Annotated in this window: 20 protein-coding genes; 12 read left to right on the forward strand and 8 right to left on the reverse strand. The window is 71.2% G+C overall.

Features of this window, described 5'->3' with window-relative positions:
* Positions 1 to 50 precede the first annotated feature (50 nt).
* Complete coding sequence (locus tag ABEA87_RS29045) at positions 51 to 2441, forward strand: excinuclease ABC subunit UvrA (protein ID WP_345634966.1); 2391 nt, start codon at positions 51 to 53, stop codon at positions 2439 to 2441.
* A 31-nt stretch (positions 2442 to 2472) separates the two neighbouring features.
* On the opposite strand, the gene ABEA87_RS29050 is transcribed toward ABEA87_RS29045, so the two are convergent.
* The 3 genes from ABEA87_RS29050 to ABEA87_RS29060 form a co-directional block, all read right to left on the reverse strand.
* Positions 2473 to 3468: an NADPH:quinone oxidoreductase family protein gene (locus ABEA87_RS29050; RefSeq protein WP_345634967.1), complete on the reverse strand. Its 996-nt coding sequence runs from the start codon at positions 3466 to 3468 to the stop codon at positions 2473 to 2475.
* Positions 3469 to 3656: 188 nt separating this feature from the next.
* A complete protein-coding gene (locus tag ABEA87_RS29055; protein WP_345634969.1) occupies positions 3657 to 5300 on the reverse strand; it encodes an MDR family MFS transporter in 1644 nt (547 codons plus the stop codon).
* A gap of 41 nt (positions 5301 to 5341) precedes the next feature.
* Positions 5342 to 5935 carry a MarR family winged helix-turn-helix transcriptional regulator gene (locus tag ABEA87_RS29060; protein ID WP_345634971.1) on the reverse strand — a complete coding sequence of 198 codons (594 nt, stop codon included), beginning with the start codon at positions 5933 to 5935 and terminating at the stop codon, positions 5342 to 5344.
* 690 nt (positions 5936 to 6625) lie between these two features.
* On the opposite strand from ABEA87_RS29060, the gene ABEA87_RS29065 reads away from it, so the two are divergent.
* From ABEA87_RS29065 to ABEA87_RS29105, 9 genes are all read left to right on the forward strand, one after another.
* A complete protein-coding gene (locus ABEA87_RS29065; protein WP_345634973.1) occupies positions 6626 to 6994 on the forward strand; it encodes an FKBP-type peptidyl-prolyl cis-trans isomerase in 369 nt (122 codons plus the stop codon).
* A 518-nt stretch (positions 6995 to 7512) separates the two neighbouring features.
* A complete protein-coding gene (locus ABEA87_RS29070) occupies positions 7513 to 8289 on the forward strand; it encodes an SDR family NAD(P)-dependent oxidoreductase (protein ID WP_345634975.1) in 777 nt (258 codons plus the stop codon).
* Between the two features lie 43 nt (positions 8290 to 8332).
* On the forward strand, positions 8333 to 9472 hold the full coding sequence (dgoD, locus tag ABEA87_RS29075; RefSeq protein WP_345634977.1) for a galactonate dehydratase: 1140 nt from the start codon (positions 8333 to 8335) through the stop codon (positions 9470 to 9472).
* A 5-nt stretch (positions 9473 to 9477) separates the two neighbouring features.
* Positions 9478 to 10125, forward strand: coding sequence for a bifunctional 4-hydroxy-2-oxoglutarate aldolase/2-dehydro-3-deoxy-phosphogluconate aldolase (locus ABEA87_RS29080; protein ID WP_345634980.1), 648 nt, complete (start codon positions 9478 to 9480; stop codon positions 10123 to 10125).
* A complete protein-coding gene (locus ABEA87_RS29085; RefSeq protein WP_345634982.1) occupies positions 10118 to 11071 on the forward strand; it encodes a sugar kinase in 954 nt (317 codons plus the stop codon). The genes ABEA87_RS29080 and ABEA87_RS29085 overlap by 8 nt, the downstream gene beginning before the upstream one ends.
* Positions 11072 to 11231: 160 nt before the next feature.
* Positions 11232 to 12668, forward strand: coding sequence for a MocR-like pyridoxine biosynthesis transcription factor PdxR (gene pdxR / locus ABEA87_RS29090; protein WP_345634985.1), 1437 nt, complete (start codon positions 11232 to 11234; stop codon positions 12666 to 12668).
* Positions 12669 to 12737: 69 nt separating this feature from the next.
* On the forward strand, positions 12738 to 13238 hold the full coding sequence (locus ABEA87_RS29095) for a carboxymuconolactone decarboxylase family protein (RefSeq protein WP_345634987.1): 501 nt from the start codon (positions 12738 to 12740) through the stop codon (positions 13236 to 13238).
* Between the two features lie 97 nt (positions 13239 to 13335).
* Positions 13336 to 14049: an HAD family hydrolase gene (locus tag ABEA87_RS29100; RefSeq protein WP_345634989.1), complete on the forward strand. Its 714-nt coding sequence runs from the start codon at positions 13336 to 13338 to the stop codon at positions 14047 to 14049.
* Between the two features lie 27 nt (positions 14050 to 14076).
* Positions 14077 to 14520: a nuclear transport factor 2 family protein gene (locus tag ABEA87_RS29105; protein ID WP_345634991.1), complete on the forward strand. Its 444-nt coding sequence runs from the start codon at positions 14077 to 14079 to the stop codon at positions 14518 to 14520.
* Here the strand turns inward: ABEA87_RS29105 and ABEA87_RS29110 are convergent.
* From ABEA87_RS29110 to ABEA87_RS29125, 4 genes are all read right to left on the reverse strand, one after another.
* Positions 14508 to 15245 (reverse strand): FadR/GntR family transcriptional regulator, encoded by a 738-nt coding sequence (locus ABEA87_RS29110; protein ID WP_345634993.1) that lies wholly within the window; start codon positions 15243 to 15245, stop codon positions 14508 to 14510. The genes ABEA87_RS29105 and ABEA87_RS29110 overlap by 13 nt on opposite strands.
* A 145-nt stretch (positions 15246 to 15390) precedes the next feature.
* On the reverse strand, positions 15391 to 16596 hold the full coding sequence (locus tag ABEA87_RS29115; protein WP_345634995.1) for a cytochrome P450 family protein: 1206 nt from the start codon (positions 16594 to 16596) through the stop codon (positions 15391 to 15393).
* A gap of 111 nt (positions 16597 to 16707) precedes the next feature.
* On the reverse strand, positions 16708 to 17844 hold the full coding sequence (locus ABEA87_RS29120; RefSeq protein WP_345634997.1) for a cellulose binding domain-containing protein: 1137 nt from the start codon (positions 17842 to 17844) through the stop codon (positions 16708 to 16710).
* Between the two features lie 34 nt (positions 17845 to 17878).
* Positions 17879 to 19030 carry a cellulose binding domain-containing protein gene (locus tag ABEA87_RS29125; RefSeq protein WP_425570974.1) on the reverse strand — a complete coding sequence of 384 codons (1152 nt, stop codon included), beginning with the start codon at positions 19028 to 19030 and terminating at the stop codon, positions 17879 to 17881.
* A 214-nt stretch (positions 19031 to 19244) separates the two neighbouring features.
* On the opposite strand from ABEA87_RS29125, the gene ABEA87_RS29135 reads away from it, so the two are divergent.
* A complete protein-coding gene (locus ABEA87_RS29135) occupies positions 19245 to 19712 on the forward strand; it encodes a nuclear transport factor 2 family protein (RefSeq protein ID WP_345634999.1) in 468 nt (155 codons plus the stop codon).
* Positions 19713 to 19814: 102 nt separating this feature from the next.
* Positions 19815 to 20969 carry an RtcB family protein gene (locus ABEA87_RS29140; RefSeq protein ID WP_345635001.1) on the forward strand — a complete coding sequence of 385 codons (1155 nt, stop codon included), beginning with the start codon at positions 19815 to 19817 and terminating at the stop codon, positions 20967 to 20969.
* 19 nt (positions 20970 to 20988) lie between these two features.
* Here ABEA87_RS29140 and ABEA87_RS29145 read toward each other — a convergent pair whose 3' ends face one another.
* Positions 20989 to 22293: an acyltransferase family protein gene (locus ABEA87_RS29145; protein WP_345635003.1), complete on the reverse strand. Its 1305-nt coding sequence runs from the start codon at positions 22291 to 22293 to the stop codon at positions 20989 to 20991.
* Positions 22294 to 22315 lie beyond the last annotated feature (22 nt).

The raw sequence follows: 22315 nt of genomic DNA on the forward strand, positions 1-22315 counted from the left end.
CGACGCGCGGCGGCCGCCGGCGGTCCGCCAACAAGCCAGCTGGAGGCACCATGAGCACGACCGCGAGGACCCAGCGGCGCTCGGCCGCCGCGCAGGTCGCCGACAGCCACGACCTGATCCGGGTGCACGGCGCGCGCGAAAACAACCTCAAGGACGTCAGCGTCGAGATCCCGAAGCGCCGGCTGACGGTGTTCACCGGCGTCTCCGGCTCGGGCAAGAGCTCGCTGGTGTTCGGCACGATCGCCGCCGAGTCGCAGCGGTTGATCAACGAGACGTACAGCGCCTTCGTGCAGGGCTTCATGCCCACGCTGGCGCGGCCCGAGGTCGACGTGCTCGAGGGGCTGACGACCGCGATCATCGTTGATCAGCAGCGGATGGGTGGCGACCCGCGCTCCACGGTCGGCACCGCCACCGACGCCAACGCGATGCTGCGCATCCTGTTCAGTCGGCTCGGGCGGCCGCACATCGGCTCGCCCCGGGCGTTCTCCTTCAACATCCCCTCGATCAGCGGGGCGGGCGCGGTCACGCTCGAGCGCGGCGGGAAGACGGTGAAGGAGCGGCGCAGCTTCAGCATCCTCGGCGGCATGTGTCCGCGCTGTGAGGGCCGGGGCTCGGTCAACGACATCGACCTGTCCCAGCTGTACGACGACAGCAAGTCGCTCAACGAGGGCGCGCTGACCATTCCCGGGTACAGCATGGACGGGTGGTATGGCCGCATCTTCACGGGCTGCGGTTTCTTCGACCCGGACAAGCCGATCAAGAAGTTCACCAAGAAGCAGCTTCATGATCTGCTCTACAAGGAGTCGACCAAGATCAAGGTTGATGGGATCAACCTGACCTACGAGGGCCTGATCCCGAGGATCCAGAAGTCGATGCTGTCCAAGGACGTCGACTCCCTGCAGCCGCACATCCGGGCGTTCGTGGAGCGGACGGTCACCTTCACCACCTGCCCCGACTGCGGCGGCACCCGGCTGGCCGAGACCGCCCGGTCCTCGAAGATCGAGGGGATCAACATCGCCGACGCCTGCGCGATGCAGATCAGCGACCTGGCCGGATGGGTGGAGGGACTGGACGAGGCGTCCGTCGCGCCGCTGCTGGCCGCGCTGCGGCACACGCTCGACTCGTTCGTGGAGATCGGGCTGGGCTACCTCTCGCTCGATCGGCCGTCGGGCACGCTGTCGGGTGGCGAGGCGCAGCGGGTCAAGATGATCCGTCACCTCGGCTCCTCGCTCACCGACGTCACCTACGTCTTCGACGAACCCACCATCGGCCTGCACCCGCACGACATCCAGCGGATGAACAACCTGCTGCTGCGGCTGCGGGACAAGGGCAACACGGTACTCGTCGTGGAGCACAAGCCCGAGACCATCGCCATCGCCGACCACGTGGTCGATCTCGGCCCCGGCGCCGGTACGGCGGGCGGCACCGTCTGCTTCGAGGGCACCGTCGACGAGCTGCGGGCCAGCGGCACCATCACCGGCCGCCACCTCGGCGACCGGGCGACGCTCAAGGAAAAGGTACGCACGCCCACCGCCCAGCTCGCGATCCGCGGCGCGACCGAGCACAACCTGCGCGACGTCGATGTCGACGTCCCGCTCGGGGTACTGGTCGCCGTCACCGGCGTGGCCGGCTCCGGCAAGAGCTCGCTCGTGCGCGGGTCGATCCCGGCCGGCGCCGGGGTGGTGTCGATCGACCAGGGCGCGATCCGTGGCTCGAGGCGGAGCAACCCGGCGACGTACACCGGCCTGCTCGACCCGATCCGCAAGGCCTTCGCGAAGGCCAACGACGTGAAGCCGGCGCTGTTCAGCTCCAACTCCGAGGGCGCCTGCCCGAACTGCAACGGCGCCGGCGTCGTCTACACCGACCTGGCCATGATGGCCGGCGTCGCCAGCACCTGCGAGGAGTGCGAGGGCAGGCGGTTCGACGCGGCGGTGCTGGGGTACCGGCTCGGCGGCCGTGACATCAGCGAGGTGCTCGCGATGTCGGTGACCGAGGCCGAGGAGTTCTTCGGCGTCGGCGAGGCGCGCACCCCCGCCGCGCACGCCATCCTCGGCCGGCTGGTTGACGTCGGGCTCGGCTACCTCGGCATCGGCCAGCCGCTCACCACGCTGTCCGGCGGCGAGCGGCAGCGGCTCAAGCTGGCCACGCACATGGCCACCGACGGCGGCGTGTACGTCCTCGACGAGCCGACCGCCGGCCTGCACCTCGCCGACGTCGAGCAGCTGCTCGGCCTGCTCGACCGGCTGGTGGACTCCGGAAAGTCGGTCATCGTGGTCGAGCACCACCAGGCGGTCATGGCGCACGCCGACTGGATCATCGACCTCGGCCCGGGTGCCGGCCACGACGGCGGCCGGGTCGTCTTCGAGGGCACCCCGGCCGACCTCGTCGCGGCCCGTTCCACCCTCACCGGCGAGCACCTCGCGGCCTACGTCGGCGCCTGAGCGCGGCCGGCGGGGGTCGCGGAAGAACCGGCTACGCGGCGGCGACCCGGAGCACCACCTTGCCCGCCCCCGGAGCGGTCTGGTCGGCGATCATCTGGGGTACCTCGTCGAAGCCATACACCCTGCCCACCGGGGTGCTGATCGCCCCCTGCTCGATCATGCCGGCGAGGTGACGCCAGACGGTGGCCTCGACCGCCGGGGTGTCGTTCGGTTGGGCGAGCACGCCGATGGCGCTGACGTTGCGCAGCAGCATGTCCATCGAGTCCAGCGGCGCGGGAGCCCCGCTGGACACCCCGATCATCGCTATCCGGCCGTTGCGGGCGAGGCTCTTCATGGCCGTGGCCGCCGTCGCTCCACCCACCGGGTCGTAGATCAGGTTCACCCCGCGCCCGTCGGTGAGCTGCGAGATCCGGGCGGTCAGGTCGTCCGTGCGATAGTTCACCCCGTGGTCGGCGCCGTACCGGGCGCAGAACTCCAGCTTCTCGGGGCTGCCCGCCACCGCGATCACGGTCGCGCCCAGCGCCTTGCCGAGTTGCAGCGCCGTGGCGCCGCTGCTGCCCGCCGCACCCAGCACCAGCAGGGTCTGCCCCGCCTCGACCGGGGCGCGCTCGACGAGACCCGCGTACGCGGTGCGGAATCCGATCGGGAACCCGCCGGCCTGCTCGTCGGTCATCCGCGACGGGATGCGCATCATGGACCCTTCGCGCAGGTACACGTAGTCCGCGTACCCACCCCACCCCTCAAGGAAGGCGGTGATGCCGGTGACCTGGTCGCCCACGGCGAACCGGGAGCCGGGCGGCACCGCCACGACCTCGCCCGCGGCCTCCTCGCCGAGACCGAACGGAGGCTGCCCGAGCAGCGGGAACTGGCCGGCCACCATCATCGAGTCCGGGTACCCGGCGCCCGCGGTCCGTACCCGGATCAGCACCTGCCCCGGGGACGGCTCGGCCCAGGTCAGCTCCTGAAGCTCAACCGCCCGTCGCGGCTCGCCGAAATTCACCACGCGCCATGCGCGACCAGAGAACATTGCACACCCTTACCTGGAAACATGATCTTTCCCCCCTTCGTACGATACGCACGCCGGCCGGGTCCACCCATGACTTTTCCCAGGCCACGAGGGGTCGGTACGGGGAAGCTCCGATGGCGGGTGGGGACAAAAAAGTACCGGTGATGCCCGTTTGAGCGGGCATCACCGGTACCGGTGGTCAGGCGTCGTCAGTGCAGCAGGGCGTCGTCGTTCGCGAACTCGACCTGCTCCGACTCCTCGATCTTGCCGGCTTCCGCCTGGGCGCGGGCCTGGTTGCCGGACATCAGCCGCAGCGGTACCTCCTTGAGGAAGACCGACAGGATGACCGCGCCGATCAGCAGGATGGCGGTGACGAGGAACACGATGTCCCCGGCCGAGGAGAACCCGGCGAAGAACGGGTGGGTCAGGGGCCTGACCAGCCCACTCAGGAACGAGGTGTCATTCAGTCCGCCGCCCAGGTGCTGCTGCAGGGAGGCGACCTGGTCGGGGTGCGCCTTGGCGGCGGCCAGGTAGGACGGGTCGTGCGCGGCCTTGGTGTAGTTCTGGCCGATCTTGGTGCCCGCCAGGGAGAACAGGATGGACAGGAAGATCGCGGTGCCGAGCGTGCCGCCGACGGACCGGAAGAACGTGGAGGCGGCCGAGGCGACACCCATGTCCTTCGGGGGAACCGCGTTCTGCATGGCCAGCACGAGGCTCTGCATGTTCAGGCCGAGGCCGACACCGAAGATGACCATGTAGATGTCGGTCTGCCACAGGGCCGTATCGGCGCTGACCTGGACCATCAGGGCCATGCCGATGACCATGAGCACGGAGCCGACGACGGGGTAGATCTTGTAGCGACCGGTGCGGGAGATCATTCGACCCGCGCCGAGCGAGGCCACCATCATGCCGGCCACCAGCGGCAGCAGCAGCAGACCGGACTTGGTCGGCGAGGCGCCCTTGACGATCTGCAGGTACAGCGGGATCACCGACAGCCCACCGAACATGGCCATACCGATGACGGCGGCCTGCGCCGAGGCGACCGAGAAGGTGCGGCTGCGGAAAAGTCGCAGCGGCAGCAGGGCGTCGTCGCCCATGCGGTGCTGGATCCAGATGAACGAGGCCAGTCCAGCGGCGCCGATCACGTAGCAGGCGAAGGAACTGATCGAGGCCCAGCCCCACTCCTGGCCCTGCTCGGCGACGATCAGCAACGGCACCAGGCCGATGGCGAGGGTGGCCGAGCCGTACCAGTCGATGCGCCGCTCGCGGCGTACGTGGTCGATGCGCAGCACCCTGGCGATCACCACGAGGGCGATGGCGGCGATCGGGACGTTGATGTAGAAGATCCAGCGCCACCCGGCGGTGCCGAGGAAGCTGTCAGTGCCGGACAGCAGCCCGCCCAGCACCGGGCCGAGGACCGAGGCGCTGGCGAAGACGGCCATCATGTAGCCCTGGTAGCGAGCCCGCTCCCGCGGCGGAATGATGTCGCCGATGATCGCCAGTGCCAGCGGCATGATGCCGCCGGCGCCGATGCCCTGGAAGGCGCGGAACGCGGCCAGCTCGTACATGGATTGGGCCAGGCCGCACAGCGCGGAACCGACCACGAAGATGACGATGGCGTACATGAACAGTCGCTTGCGGCCGTAAATGTCCGACAGCTTGCCGAACAGCGGAGCTGCGATCGTTGAGGTGATCAGGAACGCGGTCGTGACCCAGGCCTGGGCCGACAGGTTGTCGAGATCATTCCCGATGGTCTTGATCGCGGTAGAGACGATCGTCTGATCCAGGGCGGCGAGGAACATACCCATCACCAGGCCCGACAGGATCGTCAGGATCTGACGGTGGGTTAACACACCGTCCGATGGAGCGACGGCCGGACGTTGTGCGGTGCTGGTCATACGATGGCGCCTTCCGGATCGGGGGATTCGGTGGGATGGCCCGGAATAGGCCCGGCCATCCATGCGGTGTGGGTGTGGTCGTAGGCGGCGGTGAACCGCTGCAGCAGTCGGGCGAACTGGTCCAGTTCCTGGGGGTCCCAGCCGTCCAGCACCTGGGCGAAGAACGCCGCCCTGGCCTGGCCGTGCTCGGACAGGACCGCCTGGCCCGCCTCGGTGACCGCCAACAGGCTGGCGCGTCCGTCGACCGGGTCGGCGCGGCGCTCCAGCAGCCCGCCGGCCACCAGTGCGGCCGTCTGGCGGCTGACCGTCGACAGGTCCGAGTGCACGCTGACCGCCAGCGCGCTGGCCCGGATCGGACCCTCGGCGGCCACCGTGCGCAGCAGGACCTGAGTCACCGACTCGACGTCGTTGCCGGTCGCGGCGAGCAGCCGGGCCTTGGCCCGGCGAACCGTCCGCAACAGGTCGACAACGGAGTCCGCGACCCCGGCCACACTCGAGCTGTCCGCCCAGTCCAGTTGGCCACACTGGAGCGGTTCGGCCGAGTCTGGTTCTGCGATCGCCGACGCGGGATCGACCATCAGGCCCCTCACCCCACTTAATTGTAGTGTCCAACTAGTTGCCGTGTACAAGCATCCAGCAGATGCCACCACGGCGGCAAGTTCGCGGGGCGTGACGCGGATGACACCGACTGGCACCCCCTACCCGGAATGACCCCGTCTTACCGGTCCGGCGAAACCAGGATCGACGGCTCGGCGACGGGTGCCGGTCTGTCCCGGCTGCCCGCGCCGGCTGCGATCTTGGGGGTCCGGCGATCGTCCCGGCCGGACGGCGGTCGCGCGGCGGGGGACGGGCGCGATCGGTGGTGACCGGGATCACCACCCGGCGATCCGCGCCGCGCTCACCGGAGCGGTGGTCGGCTCCCGTTACTGGGGTAGCGGTGGTCGAGGTCCGGGGTGGTTGACGGGTGGCCAGGCGACACTCCGCGTACCTCCTCCCGGCTCGGTGGTGCCTACGAGGTCCACTGTGGACGTACCTGGGTGGTGCGGCACCGGGTCGGAATCCGCCAACCGGGGCCGCCGTGAGGCAGGCCCGAAGCGGCGGCCGCCTGTGACCCCGGCCACAGGCGGCCGGTCGGGCTCACCCGGGTGCCGGGGTTCGGCGACGCTGCGGCGCGCGGCGACCATTGCCAGGTAGTGTGCCGAATCGGGCGGGCCGCCGCCCGAGGTGAATGTACGGGGAGACAAAGACCCCTCCCCGGCCCGATAGGAGAAGGAGCCCACGTGGAGAAGCCAGAGATCGACCCGATCGAGGGTGCGCCACCGGCCGACCTCGTCATCGAGGACATCACCGTCGGCGAGGGCGAGGAGGCCCGGCCCGGGCAGCAGGCGACCGTGCACTACGTCGGCGTCGCGCACTCCACCGGCGAGGAGTTCGACGCCTCGTGGAACCGGGGCTCACCGTTCGCGTTCCCGCTGGGCGGCGGGCGGGTCATCGCCGGCTGGGACCGCGGTGTGGTCGGCATGCGGGTCGGGGGCCGGCGCAGGCTGGTCATCCCGCCGCACCTGGGGTACGGCAACCGCGGGGCCGGCGGCGCGATCAAGCCGGGCGAGACGTTGATCTTCGTGGTCGACCTGATCGGCGTCCGGTAGCCCCGGGCTCGCTGAGCCACCGCGCCGCTGAGCCACCGCGCCGCTGAGCCACCGCGCCGCTGAGCGCTGGGGCGGCGCTCCGGTCGCCGCGGTGGCTCAGCCGGGCTTGCGGTACGCGGCGGCGGATCGCCCGGCTCCCGGTATCGCAGCGGCGTACCCCTGGGGGCCGCGCGGTCGCGCCGCCCGCCGAGAGGTCGGCGCGGTGAACGGACATCCCGCGTCGTAGCGAGGCATCCTTCCCGATCCTCCACAATGGACACATCCGGCACTGCCGTCCCGTCGACGGCCGGTGACCAGGCGCGCGGCGACACCATGAGGCTCCGCGGGTCGCCGATCGCGAGGCTCGGCGTGTCGCCGAGCATGCCCACCGTGGCATCGCCGTGCGACCGGATCGTCGCGCTGCGCCACCACCGCGTAGCAATCAACAATCATCTATGGATCCCTTGCGGGCCAACTCTTCATAAAACATGAATCATGTCGTAGGCTTTGGGCCGGCCGCGTGAGATCAACAGGGGAGCATGGTGCCCGATCAGGGAAGTTTCCGATCGCCCACCGGCAGGTTTGTCGGACGCGGCGCACTGGTCACCGCCGGCGCGGCGGGCATCGGCGAGGCGGTCGTCCGGCGGCTGCACGCCGAGGGCGCCACCGTGGTGGTCGCCGACGTCGACGCCGTGGCGGGCGCGGCGCTCGCCGCCGAGCTGGGCGAGCGCGCCGCGTTCGTGGCCTGCGACGTTTCCCGGCAAGAGGACTGGGCGGGGGCGGTTGACGCCGCGCGTGCCCTCGGCGGCGGCATCGACGTGCTGGTCAGCAATGCCGCGTTCCAACCCGCCGGGGCGGCCCACGAGCTGAGCCCGCTGCTGTGGGCGCGCGCCATCGAGGTCGGTCTGACCGGCGCCTACCTGGGCCTGCGCGCCTGCCTGGCGGACCTGCTGGAGCGTGGCGGGTCGATGGTGTTGACGTCCTCGGTGCATGCCCTGTTCGGGCTGCCGGGCAACCCGGCCTACGCGAGCGTGAAGGGCGCGCTGACCGCGCTGGGCCGCCAGCTCGCCGTCGAGTACGGCCCCGCGATGCGGGTGAACACGGTGCTGCCGGGCCCGATTCTCACCCGGGCCTGGGACGGCATCGACGAGAACCTGCGTCGGGCCAGCGTCGAGGAGACCGTGTTGAAGCGCTTCGGCCGGCCGGACGAGGTGGCCGCCGCGATCGCCTTCCTGGCCAGCGGCGACGCGAGTTTCATCACCGGAGCCTCGCTCGTCATCGACGGTGGCTGGAGCATCACCAAGGCCTCGGCGTAGGCCGGGCACAGAGGTCGGCGTAGGCCGGGCAGACAAGGAAGCCATGAAAATCACCAAGGTCGAGACCTTCCAGATCGCGCCGCGTTGGCTGTTCTGCAAGGTCTCCACGGACGAGGGCGTCTCCGGGTGGGGCGAGCCGCTGGTCGAGGGGCGCGCGGCCACCACCAGGACGGCGGTGCACGAACTGGCCGACCTGTTGCTGGGCGCCAACCCGCTGCACCTCGAGGACTGCTGGCAGCTGATGACGAAGGCCGGCTTCTACCGGGGCGGGCCCGTGCTGTCCAGCGCGGTGGCCGGGCTCGACCAGGCGCTCTGGGACATCACGGGGAAGGTCCGCGGCGCGCCGGTCCACGAACTGCTCGGCGGCCCGGTCCGCGACCGGGTGCGGATGTACAACTGGGTGGGCGGCGACGAGCCGGCGCAGCTGGCCGAGTCAATCACGGCGCAGGTGGAGCGCGGGTTCACCGCCCTCAAGATGAATGCCACCGGCCGGTTCCGCCGCCTGTCCAACCGCGCCGAGGTGGCGGCCGTACTGGAGCGGGTGGAGCTCGCCCGCGGCCTGCTCGGTGACGAACGGGATCTGGCGCTGGACTTCCACGGCCGGGTCTCGATGGCCGACGCGGCCAGGCTCATCCCGTTGCTGGAGCCGTACCATCCCCTGTTCGTCGAGGAGCCGGTGCTGCCCGAGTACCTCGGCCTGATCGGGCGGCTGGTCGGGCCGGTGCCGTTGGCGACGGGGGAGCGCCTGTACTCGCGGGCCGAGTTCCTTCCGGTGCTGAACAACGGAATCTCGGTGGTGCAGCCGGACCTGTCGCACGCGGGCGGGATTTCGGAGGTGCGCCGGATCGCCGCGCTGGCCGAGATGTTCGACGTTCCGCTGGCGCCGCACTGCCCGCTGGGGCCGATCGCGCTCGCCGCGTGCCTGCAGATCGCCTTCGCCACGCCGAATTTCCTGATTCAGGAGCAGAGCCTGGGCATCCACTACAACGTCGGCAACGACCTGCTCGACTACCTGGTGGATCCCGGCGTGTTCCGGTATGTCGACGGGCACATCGAGCGCCTGACCGGCCCCGGACTCGGCATCGACATCGACGAGGACGCGGTGCGCCGGGCCGACGAACTGGGCGGAGACTGGCACTCGCCGGTGTGGCGGCACACCGACGGATCGCTGGCGGAGTGGTGACCGGGATGTCCACTGTGGAACTACGCCGGCTACTGGTCGAGCACCGGCTGATCGGCATCCTGCGCGGCGACGACCACGAGGCCGCGTTGCGCAGCATCCAGACCGTCGCCCGGGCCGGAATCTCCCTCATCGAGGTCTCGTTGACCGGCCGGGACGCGCTGGCTCTCATCGCCCGCGCCCGCCGGGAACTTGGCGACGAGGTGCTGGTCGGCGCCGGTACCGTGCTGACCGCCGACGAGGCCGAGGGTGCGGTGGCCGCCGGCGCGGCGTTCGCCCTGACCCCGGCGCTCGGGCCGGGCGTCGACGCCTGCGTCGCGTTGGGGCTGCCGGTGGTGGCCGGCGCGTACACGCCCTCCGAGGTGGTGGGGGCCGGGCTGGCCGGGGCGGCCGCGGTCAAGCTCTTCCCTGCCTCGCAGGGCGGCGTGGACTACCTGCGGGCGCTGCGCGCGCCGTTCCCGCACGTGGACTTCGTGCCGGTCGGCGGCGTCGCGGCCGAGCACACCACCGAGTACCTGGCCGCCGGTGCCGTGGCGGTGGGTGTCGGCGGTCCACTGTTCGGGGACGCCCTGCGCGGCGGGGACCAGGTGGCCCTCGCCCAGCGCGCGCGGGCGTTCCGGCGGGCAGCCGGGTTCGACGAGGCAGTCAATGGCTGACCTGGTCACCCTCGGCGAGGCCATGCTCGTCCTGCGCGGCGGCCAGCCGGGCCCGTTGCGGGTGGGGTCGCCGTTCGTGGCCTCGGTCGCCGGTGCCGAGGCGACGGTGGCGATCGGCATGGCCCGGCTGGGCCACTCGACCCGCTGGGTGGGCCGGGTGGGCGCCGACAGCGGCGGCGAACTCGTGCTGTCCAGCCTGCGGGAGTCGTCGGTGGACGTGTCGCTGGCGCGGGTGGATCCGGCCGCGCCGACCGGCCTGCTGCTGCGCTCGCCCCGCACGCCCGCGCTGACCGCCGTCGAGTACTACCGGTCCGGGTCGGCCGGGTCGCGGATCGACGCGGCCGATGTGGCCGACTGCCTGACCCCCGGCACGAGGATCCTGCACCTGACCGGAATCACCGCCGCGTTGAGCGAGTCCGCCGCCGGCGCGGTGCTCGGCGCGGTCGCCTCGGCCCGCGCGGCCGGGGTCGCGGTCTCCTACGACGTGAACCACCGCACCAGGCTGTGCTCCGTCGAGACCGCCGGGCAACGGCTGCGCGCCATCCTGCCCGACATCGAGGTGCTGTTCTGCGGCACCGACGAGCTGGCCGTGCTGGCCGCGGCGACCGGCAGCGAGGACGACCCGGTCTCGGCGGCGCTGGGGCTCGGGGTGGCCGAGGTGGTCGTCAAGGACGGGCCCCGGGGCGCGGCGGTGGTCACCCGGGACCAGCGCCAGGAGGTTCCCGCGGTACCGGTGACCCAGGTGGTCGACGTGGTGGGTGCCGGGGACGCGTTCGTCGCCGGGTACCTGTCCGCGCGCATCGACGGCCTGCCGCCGCGCGAACGGCTGCGCCGGGGCGCGTCGGTGGCCGCGTTCTGCGTGTCGTGTGCGGGGGACTGGGAAGGGCTGCCCCGGCGCGAAGAGTTGCCGCTGATGGAGCTGCCGGCGGAGACGACGCTGCGGTGACCCGGTAGCCCCGCGCCGGCCGGGCGGCCGGTGTGGGGCGCGCGAGGGCTCCGGGCGTAACGCTACGCGACCAGGTGGTCGCGGAGTAGGGTCCAGTTTTGTGGCGGATCCAGGGTCCAATTCGGCGACTCCCTCCTCGGCGATCCCTCCGCCCTCGGCGGTGCCTCCGCCCTCGGCGTTCGGGATCGACCTGCACCTGGAGTTGACCGGGCCCGGGCTGCGCGTCGGGCTCACGGACGCCCTGCGGGAGGCGGTGCGCACGGGGCGCCTGGCGCCCGGTGCACTCCTGCCGTCCTCCCGATCGCTCGCCGCCGATCTTGGCATCGCCCGCAATACGGTGGTGGACGCCTACGCTCGACTGGTCGCCGAGGGCTGGCTCACCGCCCAGCAGGGCTCCGGGACCCGGGTGGCCAGGCGGGCCGAGCCGGTCGGCGCTACGCCCGCCGGGGTCCGTACGAGGCCGGCCGAGGGCGGCCCCAGGTACAACCTGCTGCTGGGTTCGCCAAACCTCTCGGAGTTTCCCCGCAAGCAGTGGCTCGCCGCGGCCCGCCGCGCGCTGACCGCGGCACCGCACGAAGCCTTCGGCCTCGGCGACGCCCTCGGCCGGGTCGAACTGCGCACCGCGCTCGCCGGCTACCTGACCCGGGCCCGTGGGGTGCACGCCGAGCCGGAGCGGGTGGTCATCTGCTCGGGGTTCCACCACGGGCTGATGCTGATCACCCGGGTGCTCCAGGCACGGCAGGTACCGGCGGTGGCCATCGAGTCGTACGGCCTCGACGTGTCTCGGGACCAGCTCGCCAGCGCCGGCCTGCGTACCCCGTCCCTCCACGTGGACGAGCGTGGCGCGCGTACCGACGACCTGGTGCGGTTGCGTGGCGTCGGCGCGGTGCTGCTGACGCCCGCGCACCAGTTTCCGACGGGGGTGGTGTTGCACCGGGATCGGCGCGCGGCGGCCGTTGAATGGGCGCGGGCCACCGGCGGCCTGATCCTGGAGGACGACTACGACGGAGAGTTCAGGTACGACCGTCAGCCGGTCGGCGCCGTGCAGGGCCTCGACCCGGAGCGGGTGGTGTATTTCGGCACGGTGAGCAAGTCGCTGGCGCCGGGGCTGCGGCTGGCCTGGATGGTTCTGCCCAGGGATCTGGTCCCGGAGATCGTGGCGGCGAAGGGGCAGGCCGACTGGGTGTCCAGCGCGCTGGAGCAGCTGACGTTCGCGGAGTTCATCGCCTCGGGCGAGTACGACCGTCAGGTGCGCTCGATGCGGCTGCGTTACCGGCGACGCCGCGACCAACTGGTCGCCGCCCTGGCGCGGCGGGCGCCCGGCATCCGGGTGACCGGCATCGCCGCTGGGCTGCAGATGGTCCTCGAACTTCCGCCCGGAACCGAGAGCTCGGTCGTCGAGGCGGCGGCCCGGCAGGGCCTGGCGGTCAGCGGGATGGCGGAGTTCCGCTATGACGTGGCGGGCTCCGGCGCGCAGCTACCGCTGCGGGACGCGTTGGTCGTCAACTACGCGGCCCCCTCGAACAGCGCGTGGGCGGGCGCGTTGGACGCGCTGTGCGCGGTGATGCCATCGGCGGGAGACGCCGCCGCCGAGTGAGATTGGCCCAGCAATTCTCCCCTGAACTGGACCAGATCTGGCGACCAATCGGTGCCTAGCGTTGGGCGCATGACCACCTCTGGCGATCCCGGCAGCGGGCAGAAGCTACCAGAACACGCTCCACGGCTGGAATGGGACAAACTCGCTCCCGAGGCGTACCGGGCCATGGTCCGTCTCGACACGGCCGCGCGGCAGGGCCTCGATCCGACCCTGCTCAACCTGGTCCTGATCCGCGCCTCGCAGCTCAACCGCTGCGCCTTCTGCCTCGACATGCACAGCAAGGACGCTATGGCGGCCGGCGAGTCGGCGCAGCGCATCATCCAGCTCGACGCGTGGCGGGAGTCGAGACACTTCTACACGGCCGAGGAGATCGCGGCCATCGAGCTGACCGAGGCGATCACCGTGCTCACGGACGGAGGCGTTCCGGATGAGGTCTATGCCAGAGCGGCGAACGAGTTCACCGAGACCGGGCTGGCCCGACTCATCGTCGCGATAACGACGATCAACGCGTGGAACCGCCTCGGGGTGTCCACCCGGATGGTCCCCGGCCACTATTCGCCGGGCGCCTAGCCGCACCCGCCGCAGCGGGTCCGATTAGCGGGTCCGATCAGCGGGTCCGGCGCGCCACCACTGCTCCCCGACATCCCTCCGCGACAAAGGAAACCCCATGACGATCCGCGCCGTGCTCTGGGACGTCGACGACACTCTGTTCGACTACACCGGCGCGGACCGCGTCGGCATCCGGAACCACCTGGCGGCCGAGGGGCTGACCGAGCTGTTCCCCTCCGTCGACCACGCCCTGCGGCACTGGCGAGCCCAGACGGATTTGCACTGGGCCAGGTTCGCCGCGCGGGACACCGACTTCCAGGGGCAGCGCCGGGCGCGGGTCCGAGGATTCCTCGGAGCGGACCTGGACAACGCCGAGGCGGACTCGTGGTTCGAGCGGTACGTGGCCCACTTCGAGGCCGGTTGGGCCCTCTTTCCGGACAGCCTCGCGGCGCTGGACTGGCTCGCGGGCGACTACCGGCAAGCCGTCCTGTCCAACTCCAGCCTGGCCTACCAGGAGCGCAAGCTGGGCATCCTCGGGGTGCGCCAGTACTTCGAGGCCGTACTGTGCTCGGCCGAACTCGGCGCGTCCAAGCCCGAGGCCGCCGCCTTCCACGGGGCGTGCGACGCGCTGAATCTGGACCCGAGTGAAGTCCTGTACGTCGGCAACGACCCCGATCTCGACGCCGCCGGCGCGGTGGCCGCGGGGCTCGTCGGGATCTGGCTGGACCGCGACGGCGTGGCCGGGCGACCCGGGCTGCCACGGATCACCGATCTCGGCCAGCTCCCCGCGCACCTCAACGGTGTCTGTCCACCCAGGACAGTCCGGAGTTAGTCTTTTCGATGATAAGGAGAAACAGTTATGTCGAGTGAAAACGGCCCGCACAGCACCCGCGCGACGGTCGAGACGTTCTTCCGCCTCCTCGGCGAGCGCGATGCCGATCGGGTCGCAGACCTCTTCGCCGAGGAGATCGACTGGTTCGTACCGGGCCGCGAGGACATCCCGTGGGCGGGGCGCCGCTCTCGCCGGCAGCAGGTTCCCGAATATTTCATCACCATGTGGCCGGTATTTGTCGCGGGTGAGAGCGAAGTCGCCATCGACCAGGTTGTCGTGGAGGGCGCCGACGCGGTCGCGCTGGGCCACTTCACGCACACGGTGAAGGCGAACGGGCGTCGGTTCGGCACGCCGGTGGCCATGCACCTCACCGTGCGGGACGGCCAGATCGTACGACTGCACCTGTACGAGGACACGCAGTTGGCGGCCGAAGCCATCGGGACGGTCGGGACGCCCCGTCAGGACTTCTGAGTCCCGCCCGGCTTCGGTTCGCGCGCCTGCCCGCGGACCCGCTCGGCGTCGGCCTCGGCGCTGGCCAGCAGCTCGAGCGTGGCCGCGGCGCTGCCCTCCGCGTCACGCGCCCGGATCCGCTCCAGGATGGCCGCGTGCATCGGGGTGGGGTCGGCCCACGCGTCGCCCTGCTGGTGGACCAGCCGGTCGCGTGCGCCCAGCGCGTTGGTGAGTACCACGTCCATGCGTTGCAACAGCTCGTTGTGGGCGGCGTTCAGCAGCGCGCGGTGGAAGTCGAGGTCCGCGGCGATGGCGGCTTCGGCGTCGCCTTCGGCGGCGGCCATCGCGTCGAGGGCCGAGCCGAGCCGCTCGGCGTCCTCGGCGGTGTGTCGCCGGGCGGCGAGGCGCGCCGCGGCCGGCTCCACGATGACGCGCAGCTCGGCGAGGTCGGCCAGGAGATTGTCCGAGGCACCGGCGAGCAGTTGCCATTGCAGGACATCGCTGTCGAGCAGGTTCCACTCGCTGCGCTCGCGCACGAAGGTGCCGCGCTTGGGGCGGGAGTCGACCAGGCCCTTGGCGCCCAGCACCCGCAATGCCTCCCGGACGACCGTCTTCGAAACGCCCAGCTCGGCCTCGAGCTGTTCGGGGTAGATGGTCTGCCCGGGCGCCCACTCTCCGCGCACCACCCTGCCCCCGAGCTCGTGCACCGCCTGTCCGTGCAGTCCGCGACCGGGGTAACGTGCCACGATTTCCTCTCAGGGGGCCGCCGGTCGCGCGGCTGGCATTGCCGAGCGACCACCACGCGCGCCGGCCCCATACGGGTGCGACGGCTCGCCCGAGGCAGCCTACTCCTTGGAATCTTTTATGCAAAAATCTTCGGTCCGCCGCGCCTCAGAACGTCACGGGCAGGGCGAGCAGCCCGCGCGCGCGGATGGTCGGCCGCCAGCGCAGCCGCTCGCGCGGCACGCCGAGGGCGAGGTGCGGCAGGCGCCGCAGCAGCGTGTCCAGCGCGATGGTGACCTCCAGGCGGGCCAGCGGCGCGCCCAGGCAGTAGTGGATGCCCTGACCAAATGTGAGGTGCCCGGACGCCGACCGCTCCCGTTCCAGATCGAGGCGCTGCGGCTGCGGGATGCGCCGCGGGTCGTGGTTGGCCGAGGCGATGGAGAGCAGAACCGTCTCGCCGGCCGGGATGGTCACCCCGCCGACCGTCACGTCCTCGACCGGGAAGCGGCGGATGGCCAGCGGGGCGGGCCCGTCGAAGCGGGCCAGCTCCTCGACCGCGCCCTCCAGGCGCTCCGGCTTCTCGCGCAGCGTCCGCAGCTGGTCGGGGTGCTCAAGCAGGGCGAGCGTGCCATTGCCGATGAGGTGCACGACGTTCTCGTACCCGGCGGAGAGGATCAGGAACACCAGCGAGGTCAGTTCGTCCTCGGTGAGCCGGTCCCCGCCGTCGCGCACCTCGACGAGGGTCGAGAGCAGGTCGTCGGCGTGCCGCGTGCGCTTGTGCGCGATCAGCTGGTGCAGGAACCGCAGCATGTTGCCGACGGCCTCCTTCGCCGCCGACGGCCGCGCCGGGTCGGGGGCGATCAGGGCGTCCGTCCAGCCGCGGAAGTCTCCTCGGTCGGTCTCGGGGATGCCCAGGAGCTCGCAGATGACGGCGATCGGCAGGGGTGCGGCGTAGTCGGCGATCAGGTCGGCGTGCCCCCGCGGAATGCTGGCGTCCAGCAACCGGTCGGCGATCCGCTGGATCGGGTCGCGGAGGTCCGCGATCCGCCGCGCGGTGAACGCCTTGGTGACCAGGGACCGCAGCCGGGTGTGGTCGGGCGGGTCCAGGTTCAGGAGATTGGCGTCCAGCGCCGGGGGAAGTGCGAGACCGCGGTAGCCGCCGGGGCGCGCGTTGCGCTTGCTCAGCGACATCCGGGGATCGGCCAACAGCTGCCGGACATCGTCGTACCCGGTGACGACCCAGGCGGACAAGCCATCGGGTGTGGTGATCCGGTGCACCGGGCCGGCGTCGCGCAGCCGGGCATAGGCGGTGTAGGGATCGGCGACCAGCGCTGCCAGGTCGACGGATTCTGGTGTTTCTGCGGCGGCCTGCACGGAAAGGCACCTTACCACCGATACCGGACGGCACGTCCGGGCGCCGCCCGGGCGCACGGGGAGCGGGCGTGCGGCCGGGGCGCGGTACGGCGCCCCGGCCGACGTCGGCGACTACGGGGTCCGGACGCAGGTCACCACGGGGGCGGTGTTGGTGCCGCTCCAGCTACCGAGAAAGCCGAACGTGGTGGACGCGCCAGGGGAGAGCGTCGCGTCGTACGACAGGCTGTTGAACGTGTAGGGGCTGGCGGTGTTCGTGGTGCCCGCCCCCCAGACCTGGGTGATGGTCTGGCCGTTGGCGAAGGTGAGGGTGACCGTCCAGGAGTTCGTGGAGTCGCTGCCGGTGTTGGTCACCGTGACCTGGCCCTGGAAGCCGTTCGGCCAGGTCGAGCCCAGGCTGTAGTTGGCGGAGCAGGTGCCGTGGCTCGGCGGCGGTGATGCCGAGTGGGTCGGGCACGGCGAGGGCGGCGGCAGGGTCAGCAGGGGCGCGGTGAAGGCCGAGGTGTTGCCGGCCGCGTCCCGTGCGCGAACCTCATACCTGGTGAAGGCGACGGCCTGGGTGTACGAGGTCGTCGGGGCGGTGGCGACGAAGCCGAACGAGCCGGACGAACTCCCGGTCGCGTAGACGTCGTACCCGGTGACGCCGACGTTGTCGGTCGACGCGGCCCAGTTCAGGGTGATGAGTTCGCCCCGGGTGCCGTCGCAGCTGAACGAGGCGGTCAGGTTGGCCGGCATCGTCGGCGGCTGGGTGTCGACCGGTGGCACCGATCCCGGGGGCGGGCACGGCGAGGGCGGCGGCGCGATCAGGCGCGGTGCGGTGAAGTCCGAGGTGTTGCCGGCGGCGTCGCGGGCCCGCAGTTCGAGCCTGCCGAGGAAGACGGGCGTGGTGTACGAGGTCGTCGTGGTGGTGGCGATCAGAGCGAACGAGTCGGACGTGACTCCCTGGGCGGCGAAGAGGTCGTACCCGGTGACGCCCACGTTGTCGGTCGACGCGGTCCAGGTCAGGGTGATGAGGATGGTTCCGGTGCTGCTGGTGGTGTCGCAGCGGAACGACCAGCCCAGGCCGGTCGGCGTCGTCGGCGGTTCGGTGTCCGTGGCCGCGGGGTTCGCGACGTGGGCGCCGGTGAGCGGATCGACCCGAGGCGCGGAAGTGGCCTGCGCGTCGGGCATGAACACGATCGCGAGTCCGGCCGCGGCTACCGCGGCGAGCACCGCCAAGTACAGCGGTCTCGTGAACATTTTCGTGGACATCAGAGACTCCAGGGGTGTGGTGAGGCCGACGCGGTCAGCCGCCGGCGCAGGGGTTGCCGTTGAGCCGGAAGGTCGACGGCGGTGCGTCGCTGGCCCGCCACGTGCCGCGGATGCTCACGATCACGCTGCCGTGCGGCGGGATGACCGCGTCGCGGGCCCCGTTGCGCAGCGTGGCGTTCGCGCCTGACTGGCTGAACCCGGCGTTCGACGCGGACGTGATGCGCTGGTCGCCGCCGAACGCGAACGCGAGCCGCCACCCGTTGACTCTCTTCGACGCTGAGTTGGCGATCCGCACGGTCGCGGCGAAGCCGCCCGGCCATTGCGACACGGTCGTGTAGGTCACTCCACAGGTCGGCGAGGGCGTGGGCGAGGGAGCCGGCGGGGCGGAGGTCGGCGGTGGGGGAGAGGTGGGCGGCGGGAGAGGGCCGTCCAGCCGGCCGGCGATCGACCGGTTGCCGGCCGCGTCGCGCGCGCGAACAAAGACCACGCTGAACGGGCCGGGCGTCGCCTGGGTCACCGCGAGCGTCGTCCCGGTCGTCGTGCCCAGCAGCACCGGGGCGTAGAGGCCGTCCCATCGGTAGACGTCGTATCCGGTGACGCCCACGTTGTCGGTCGACGGCGACCAGGCGAGCATGACCGGGGCGCCGGCGATGACCCGCACATCGGTCGGCGCCGACGGCGGGATGATGTCCGGGCCGCTGTCCGAGGCCGGAGTGACCACCGTGAGCACATTGGATGACGCGGACAGGTGTCCGAGGCTGTCGATGGCGGCCACCGCGATCGAGTACTGCCCGGTCGGCACGACGTTCGTGAGCGTGGTCGAGGTGACGTTCCCGACGGACGTCTCGGACCAGATGTCGCTGAACGCCGGCGGGTACGAGACGTCGTATCCGGTGATCGCGCAGCAGCCGGGGGTCGACGCGGTCCACGCTATCGAGATCGAGTGGGACGTGATGGCGGTGACGACCAGATCGGTCGGCGCCGTCGGTGGGAAGGGAGAGGTGTTCGGCAGCGAGGGGGTTGGGGTGGTCGCCGGCGCGGCCGCCGGTTTCGTGGGTACCGATCCCGCATCCGCGGCTTTGACGGCGACCAGCCCTGTTCCGACCACGGTGACGGACAGCACGATCGCGGCGAAGAGATTAGGTCGTCTGTTGCGAAAACCCGCAATGGAATTCGTTTCTGACATGCCCCAACGATGATTGAGACATTGATAGACGTCAAGATATGTAATGCGCCGTCGGATGGCGGTCAGCGGGATGACATCACGCTAGCGCCTAACTTTCGGAGTCGTCGAGGGCGGCCTCACATCGCGGTCGACCGTCTCGTCGTACTGATAAGGGCATACAGCCCGGCCCGGGCGGCACCCCGCCGCGACCGTACCCGCGACACGAGGGAGACCAATGACCGACCTTCAAGCCATCGCCGATCGTTTCGAGATCGAGGCGCTGCGCGGCGAATTCACCGATGCGGCGACGATGCACGACTACGACCGCCTTGCGTCGCTGTTCACGCCCGACGGTGTGCTGCGGATCCCGGAGGCCAACGCCGAGGCCGTCGGCCGCGAGGCGATTCGGGCCGGTGCGCGGCGGCTGCAGGACCTGTGGGAGTACTTCGTGCAGACCATCCACCCGGGCACGATCCGGCTCGACGGGCAGACCGCGTCCGGCCGCGCCTACATCTCGGAGTTCGGGCGCCTGCGTGACGGCAGCTCACACTCGAACTACGGCATCTACCACGACCGCTACCGGCGCACCGCCGAGGGATGGAAGTTCACGGAGCGCGTCTACGAACTCAGATACCTCGACACCACCCCGCTGACGGGCTCCGTACCCCACCCGGCCACGGCGTCCGCCGAACCGTCGAAGTGACGGGACGGTTCGGTGCGGGAAAGTCGAAAATCGGGCGCGTGAACCCGGCCCGGTAGATCACACTGGCGGGGCAGTTCCGGTACGGACAGAGAGGACGACATCGTGCCCCGCCAGGTAGCCCCGAACCTCCTTTCGTGGGCGAGCGACATCGAGCAGGACACCATCGACCAGGCGGCCCGCGCCGCCCGCCTGCCCTTCGTGCCAGGACCCGTCGCCCTCATGCCCGACGCGCACCTCGGCATCGGCGCCACCGTCGGTTCGGTCATTCCCACGGAGGGGGCCATCATCCCCGCCGCGGTGGGCGTCGACATCGGTTGCGGCATGGTGGCCACCGAGACCACCTTGTGCGCCTCGGACCTGCCGGATGACCTGTCCTCGCTGATGCCGCTCGTCGAGCGGCGCATCCCGGCCGGGCTCGGCAAGGGCCACGAGGATGGCCGGACCGCCGAGGCCGTCGCCACGATCGGCCGGCCGTGCACCGAGCTGAACGGCAAGCAGGAGAACACCGTGCTGGCCCAGTTCGGCACGCTCGGCTCGGGCAACCACTTCGTCGAGGTGTGCCTGGACGAGCGTGGCCGGGTCTGGACGGTGCTGCACTCCGGGTCGCGGGGCATCGGCAACCAGCTCGCCAAGCGGCACATCGAGGCGGCCAAGGCGTTGATGCGCCGGTACTTCATCACGCTCGAAGACCCCGACCTCGCCTATCTCGTGCAGGGCACCCCGGAGTTCACAAGCTACATCCGGGACATGCTGTGGGCGCAGCGGTACGCGTTGGCTTCCCGGGCGCGGATGGACGCGGCGGTGGTGGCTTCGCTGTTCGAGGTGGTCGGCCACGGAGACCGGGTACGGACCATCAACTGCCACCACAACTTCACCGCGCAGGAGCGGCACCACGGCCGGCAGTTGTGGATTACCCGCAAGGGTGCCATCAAGGCGGCCGAGGGCGACGAGGGAGTGATTCCGGGCTCGATGGGCACCCGTTCATACATCGTCCGGGGCCTGGGCAACGGGGCGTCGTACCACTCCTGCTCGCACGGCGCCGGCCGTCGCATGTCGCGGGCCAGGGCACGCAAGGAGCTGACCGGCGCCTCCCTCGCCGCCGCGATGGCCGGCCGCACCTGGAACGCCGACCGCGCGCAGGCCCTGGTGGACGAGCACCCGGCCGCGTACAAGTCGATCGACCAGGTGATGGCGGACCAGCGCGACCTTGTCGAGGTGCGGCACACCCTCCGGCAGGTCTTCAACTACAAGGGCTGATCGCGGCGGGGGCGGACAGTCAGTCCGCGCGCCGACCGGCGGGGCAGTCGAGCGGTGGGGAGTCGAGCGGTGGGGAGTCGAGCGGTGGGGAGTCGAGCGGCGGGGCGGTCGAGCGGCGGTCGGGGTTGCCCGGCCGCCGCGCCCGGGCCCCCGCCGCCGCCCACATCGGGCCCCAGCCGCGGTAGCGCCGGAACGGCAGCTCGAAGACCCGCGAGAATGCCCACGCCGTGGCCAGTGAGATCGGCACCGCCGCACCGAGGGTGACCCAGAAGGCCGGCAGGCCGGCGGCGACGTGCGGCCCGGCCAGTTCCCGGCTGACCACCACCACGATGGGCAGGTGGATGAGATACAGGCTGTAGGAGAACTCGCCGAGCCCGCGTACCGGCCGGGTGGCCAGCAGCCACACCAGCGGGGCCGGCCGCCGGGTCGCCACGGCCGCCAGAAGCAGGGCCATCGCGGGGCCGGCCGCCAGGTCGATCCAGTAGTAGTTGTCCACCGTCCAGACCGAGCCGCCCCAGACCATCAGCGCCAGCAGCGGAGCGGCGGCCAGCCCGGCCAACCACGGCCACGGTGACCGGCGTGCGCGTTGCCCCGCCACGACGATGCCGGCGCCCACCACTCCCATCGTGAAGACCGGGATGAACAGCGGGGTCAGGCCGGTGAGCCGGTTGACCGGAGAACCGGTCGGATGGACCAGGCCGATCGCGACCACCGGTACGGTCACCACGGCGAGCGTCGTGGCCGCGCCGGCGTGGCGACGGATCAGCAGCAGGAGCGGGAAGACCAGGTACAGCCCGGCCTCGACCCCTATCGACCAGAAGGCGCCGTTGGGCAGCGGTGCCGTGAAGACGTCCTGCAGCAACGGACCGTAGACCAGCAACGTGCGGGCGGTCGGCGCGCCGGAGTGGGGCTGGGGCGTCACCGTCCACGCGATCACCAGGCTGAAGACCAGGGCGGCCCAGTACGGCGGCAGGATCCTCCAGGCACGTCGCCGGGCGAACCGGAGCACCCCGCCGGGCCGCCACCCGTCGCGGGCCGGCGAGATGGCCATCGAGAAGCCGGACAGCACGAAGAAGAACACCACCGCGAGGTGCCCGTACAGCAGCCAACCCAGCCACCAGGGGCCGTGGTTGGCCGGGAACCCGTGGAAGGTCAGCAGCCAGCAGTGGAACAGCACCACGTACAGTGCGGCCAGGCCGCGCAGCCCATCCAGCCCGGCCACCCGGGCGTGCTCCGGCTCCCGGACGCCAGTGGCGCCCGAAGGCGGGTTGGGGGCGGCGCGCGTCGCCGTCGGCCGGCCGCCCGGGCTGTCGGTGCGGTTCAACCCTGACCTCCTCGTCGGTCGC

This window comes from Rugosimonospora acidiphila (genome assembly GCF_039543385.1).
GTDB classification, from domain to species: Bacteria; Actinomycetota; Actinomycetes; order Mycobacteriales; family Micromonosporaceae; genus Rugosimonospora; species Rugosimonospora acidiphila.

Bases quoted from the DNA above. Each gene is read 5' to 3' on its own strand.
- ABEA87_RS29100 (WP_345634989.1), top strand. From the start codon at position 13,336: ATGACGATCCGCGCCGTGCTCTGGGACGTCGACGACACTCTGTTCGAC.
- ABEA87_RS29050 (WP_345634967.1), bottom strand. From the start codon at position 3,468: ATGTTCTCTGGTCGCGCATGGCGCGTGGTGAATTTCGGCGAGCCGCGA.
- ABEA87_RS29080 (WP_345634980.1), top strand. From the start codon at position 9,478: ATGTCCACTGTGGAACTACGCCGGCTACTGGTCGAGCACCGGCTGATC.
- ABEA87_RS29125 (WP_425570974.1), bottom strand. From the start codon at position 19,030: ATGTCAGAAACGAATTCCATTGCGGGTTTTCGCAACAGACGACCTAAT.
- ABEA87_RS29070 (WP_345634975.1), top strand. From the start codon at position 7,513: ATGGTGCCCGATCAGGGAAGTTTCCGATCGCCCACCGGCAGGTTTGTC.
- ABEA87_RS29095 (WP_345634987.1), top strand. From the start codon at position 12,738: ATGACCACCTCTGGCGATCCCGGCAGCGGGCAGAAGCTACCAGAACAC.
- ABEA87_RS29120 (WP_345634997.1), bottom strand. From the start codon at position 17,844: ATGTCCACGAAAATGTTCACGAGACCGCTGTACTTGGCGGTGCTCGCC.
- dgoD (WP_345634977.1), top strand. From the start codon at position 8,333: ATGAAAATCACCAAGGTCGAGACCTTCCAGATCGCGCCGCGTTGGCTG.
- ABEA87_RS29045 (WP_345634966.1), top strand. From the start codon at position 51: ATGAGCACGACCGCGAGGACCCAGCGGCGCTCGGCCGCCGCGCAGGTC.
- ABEA87_RS29085 (WP_345634982.1), top strand. From the start codon at position 10,118: ATGGCTGACCTGGTCACCCTCGGCGAGGCCATGCTCGTCCTGCGCGGC.
- ABEA87_RS29135 (WP_345634999.1), top strand. From the start codon at position 19,245: ATGACCGACCTTCAAGCCATCGCCGATCGTTTCGAGATCGAGGCGCTG.
- ABEA87_RS29105 (WP_345634991.1), top strand. From the start codon at position 14,077: ATGTCGAGTGAAAACGGCCCGCACAGCACCCGCGCGACGGTCGAGACG.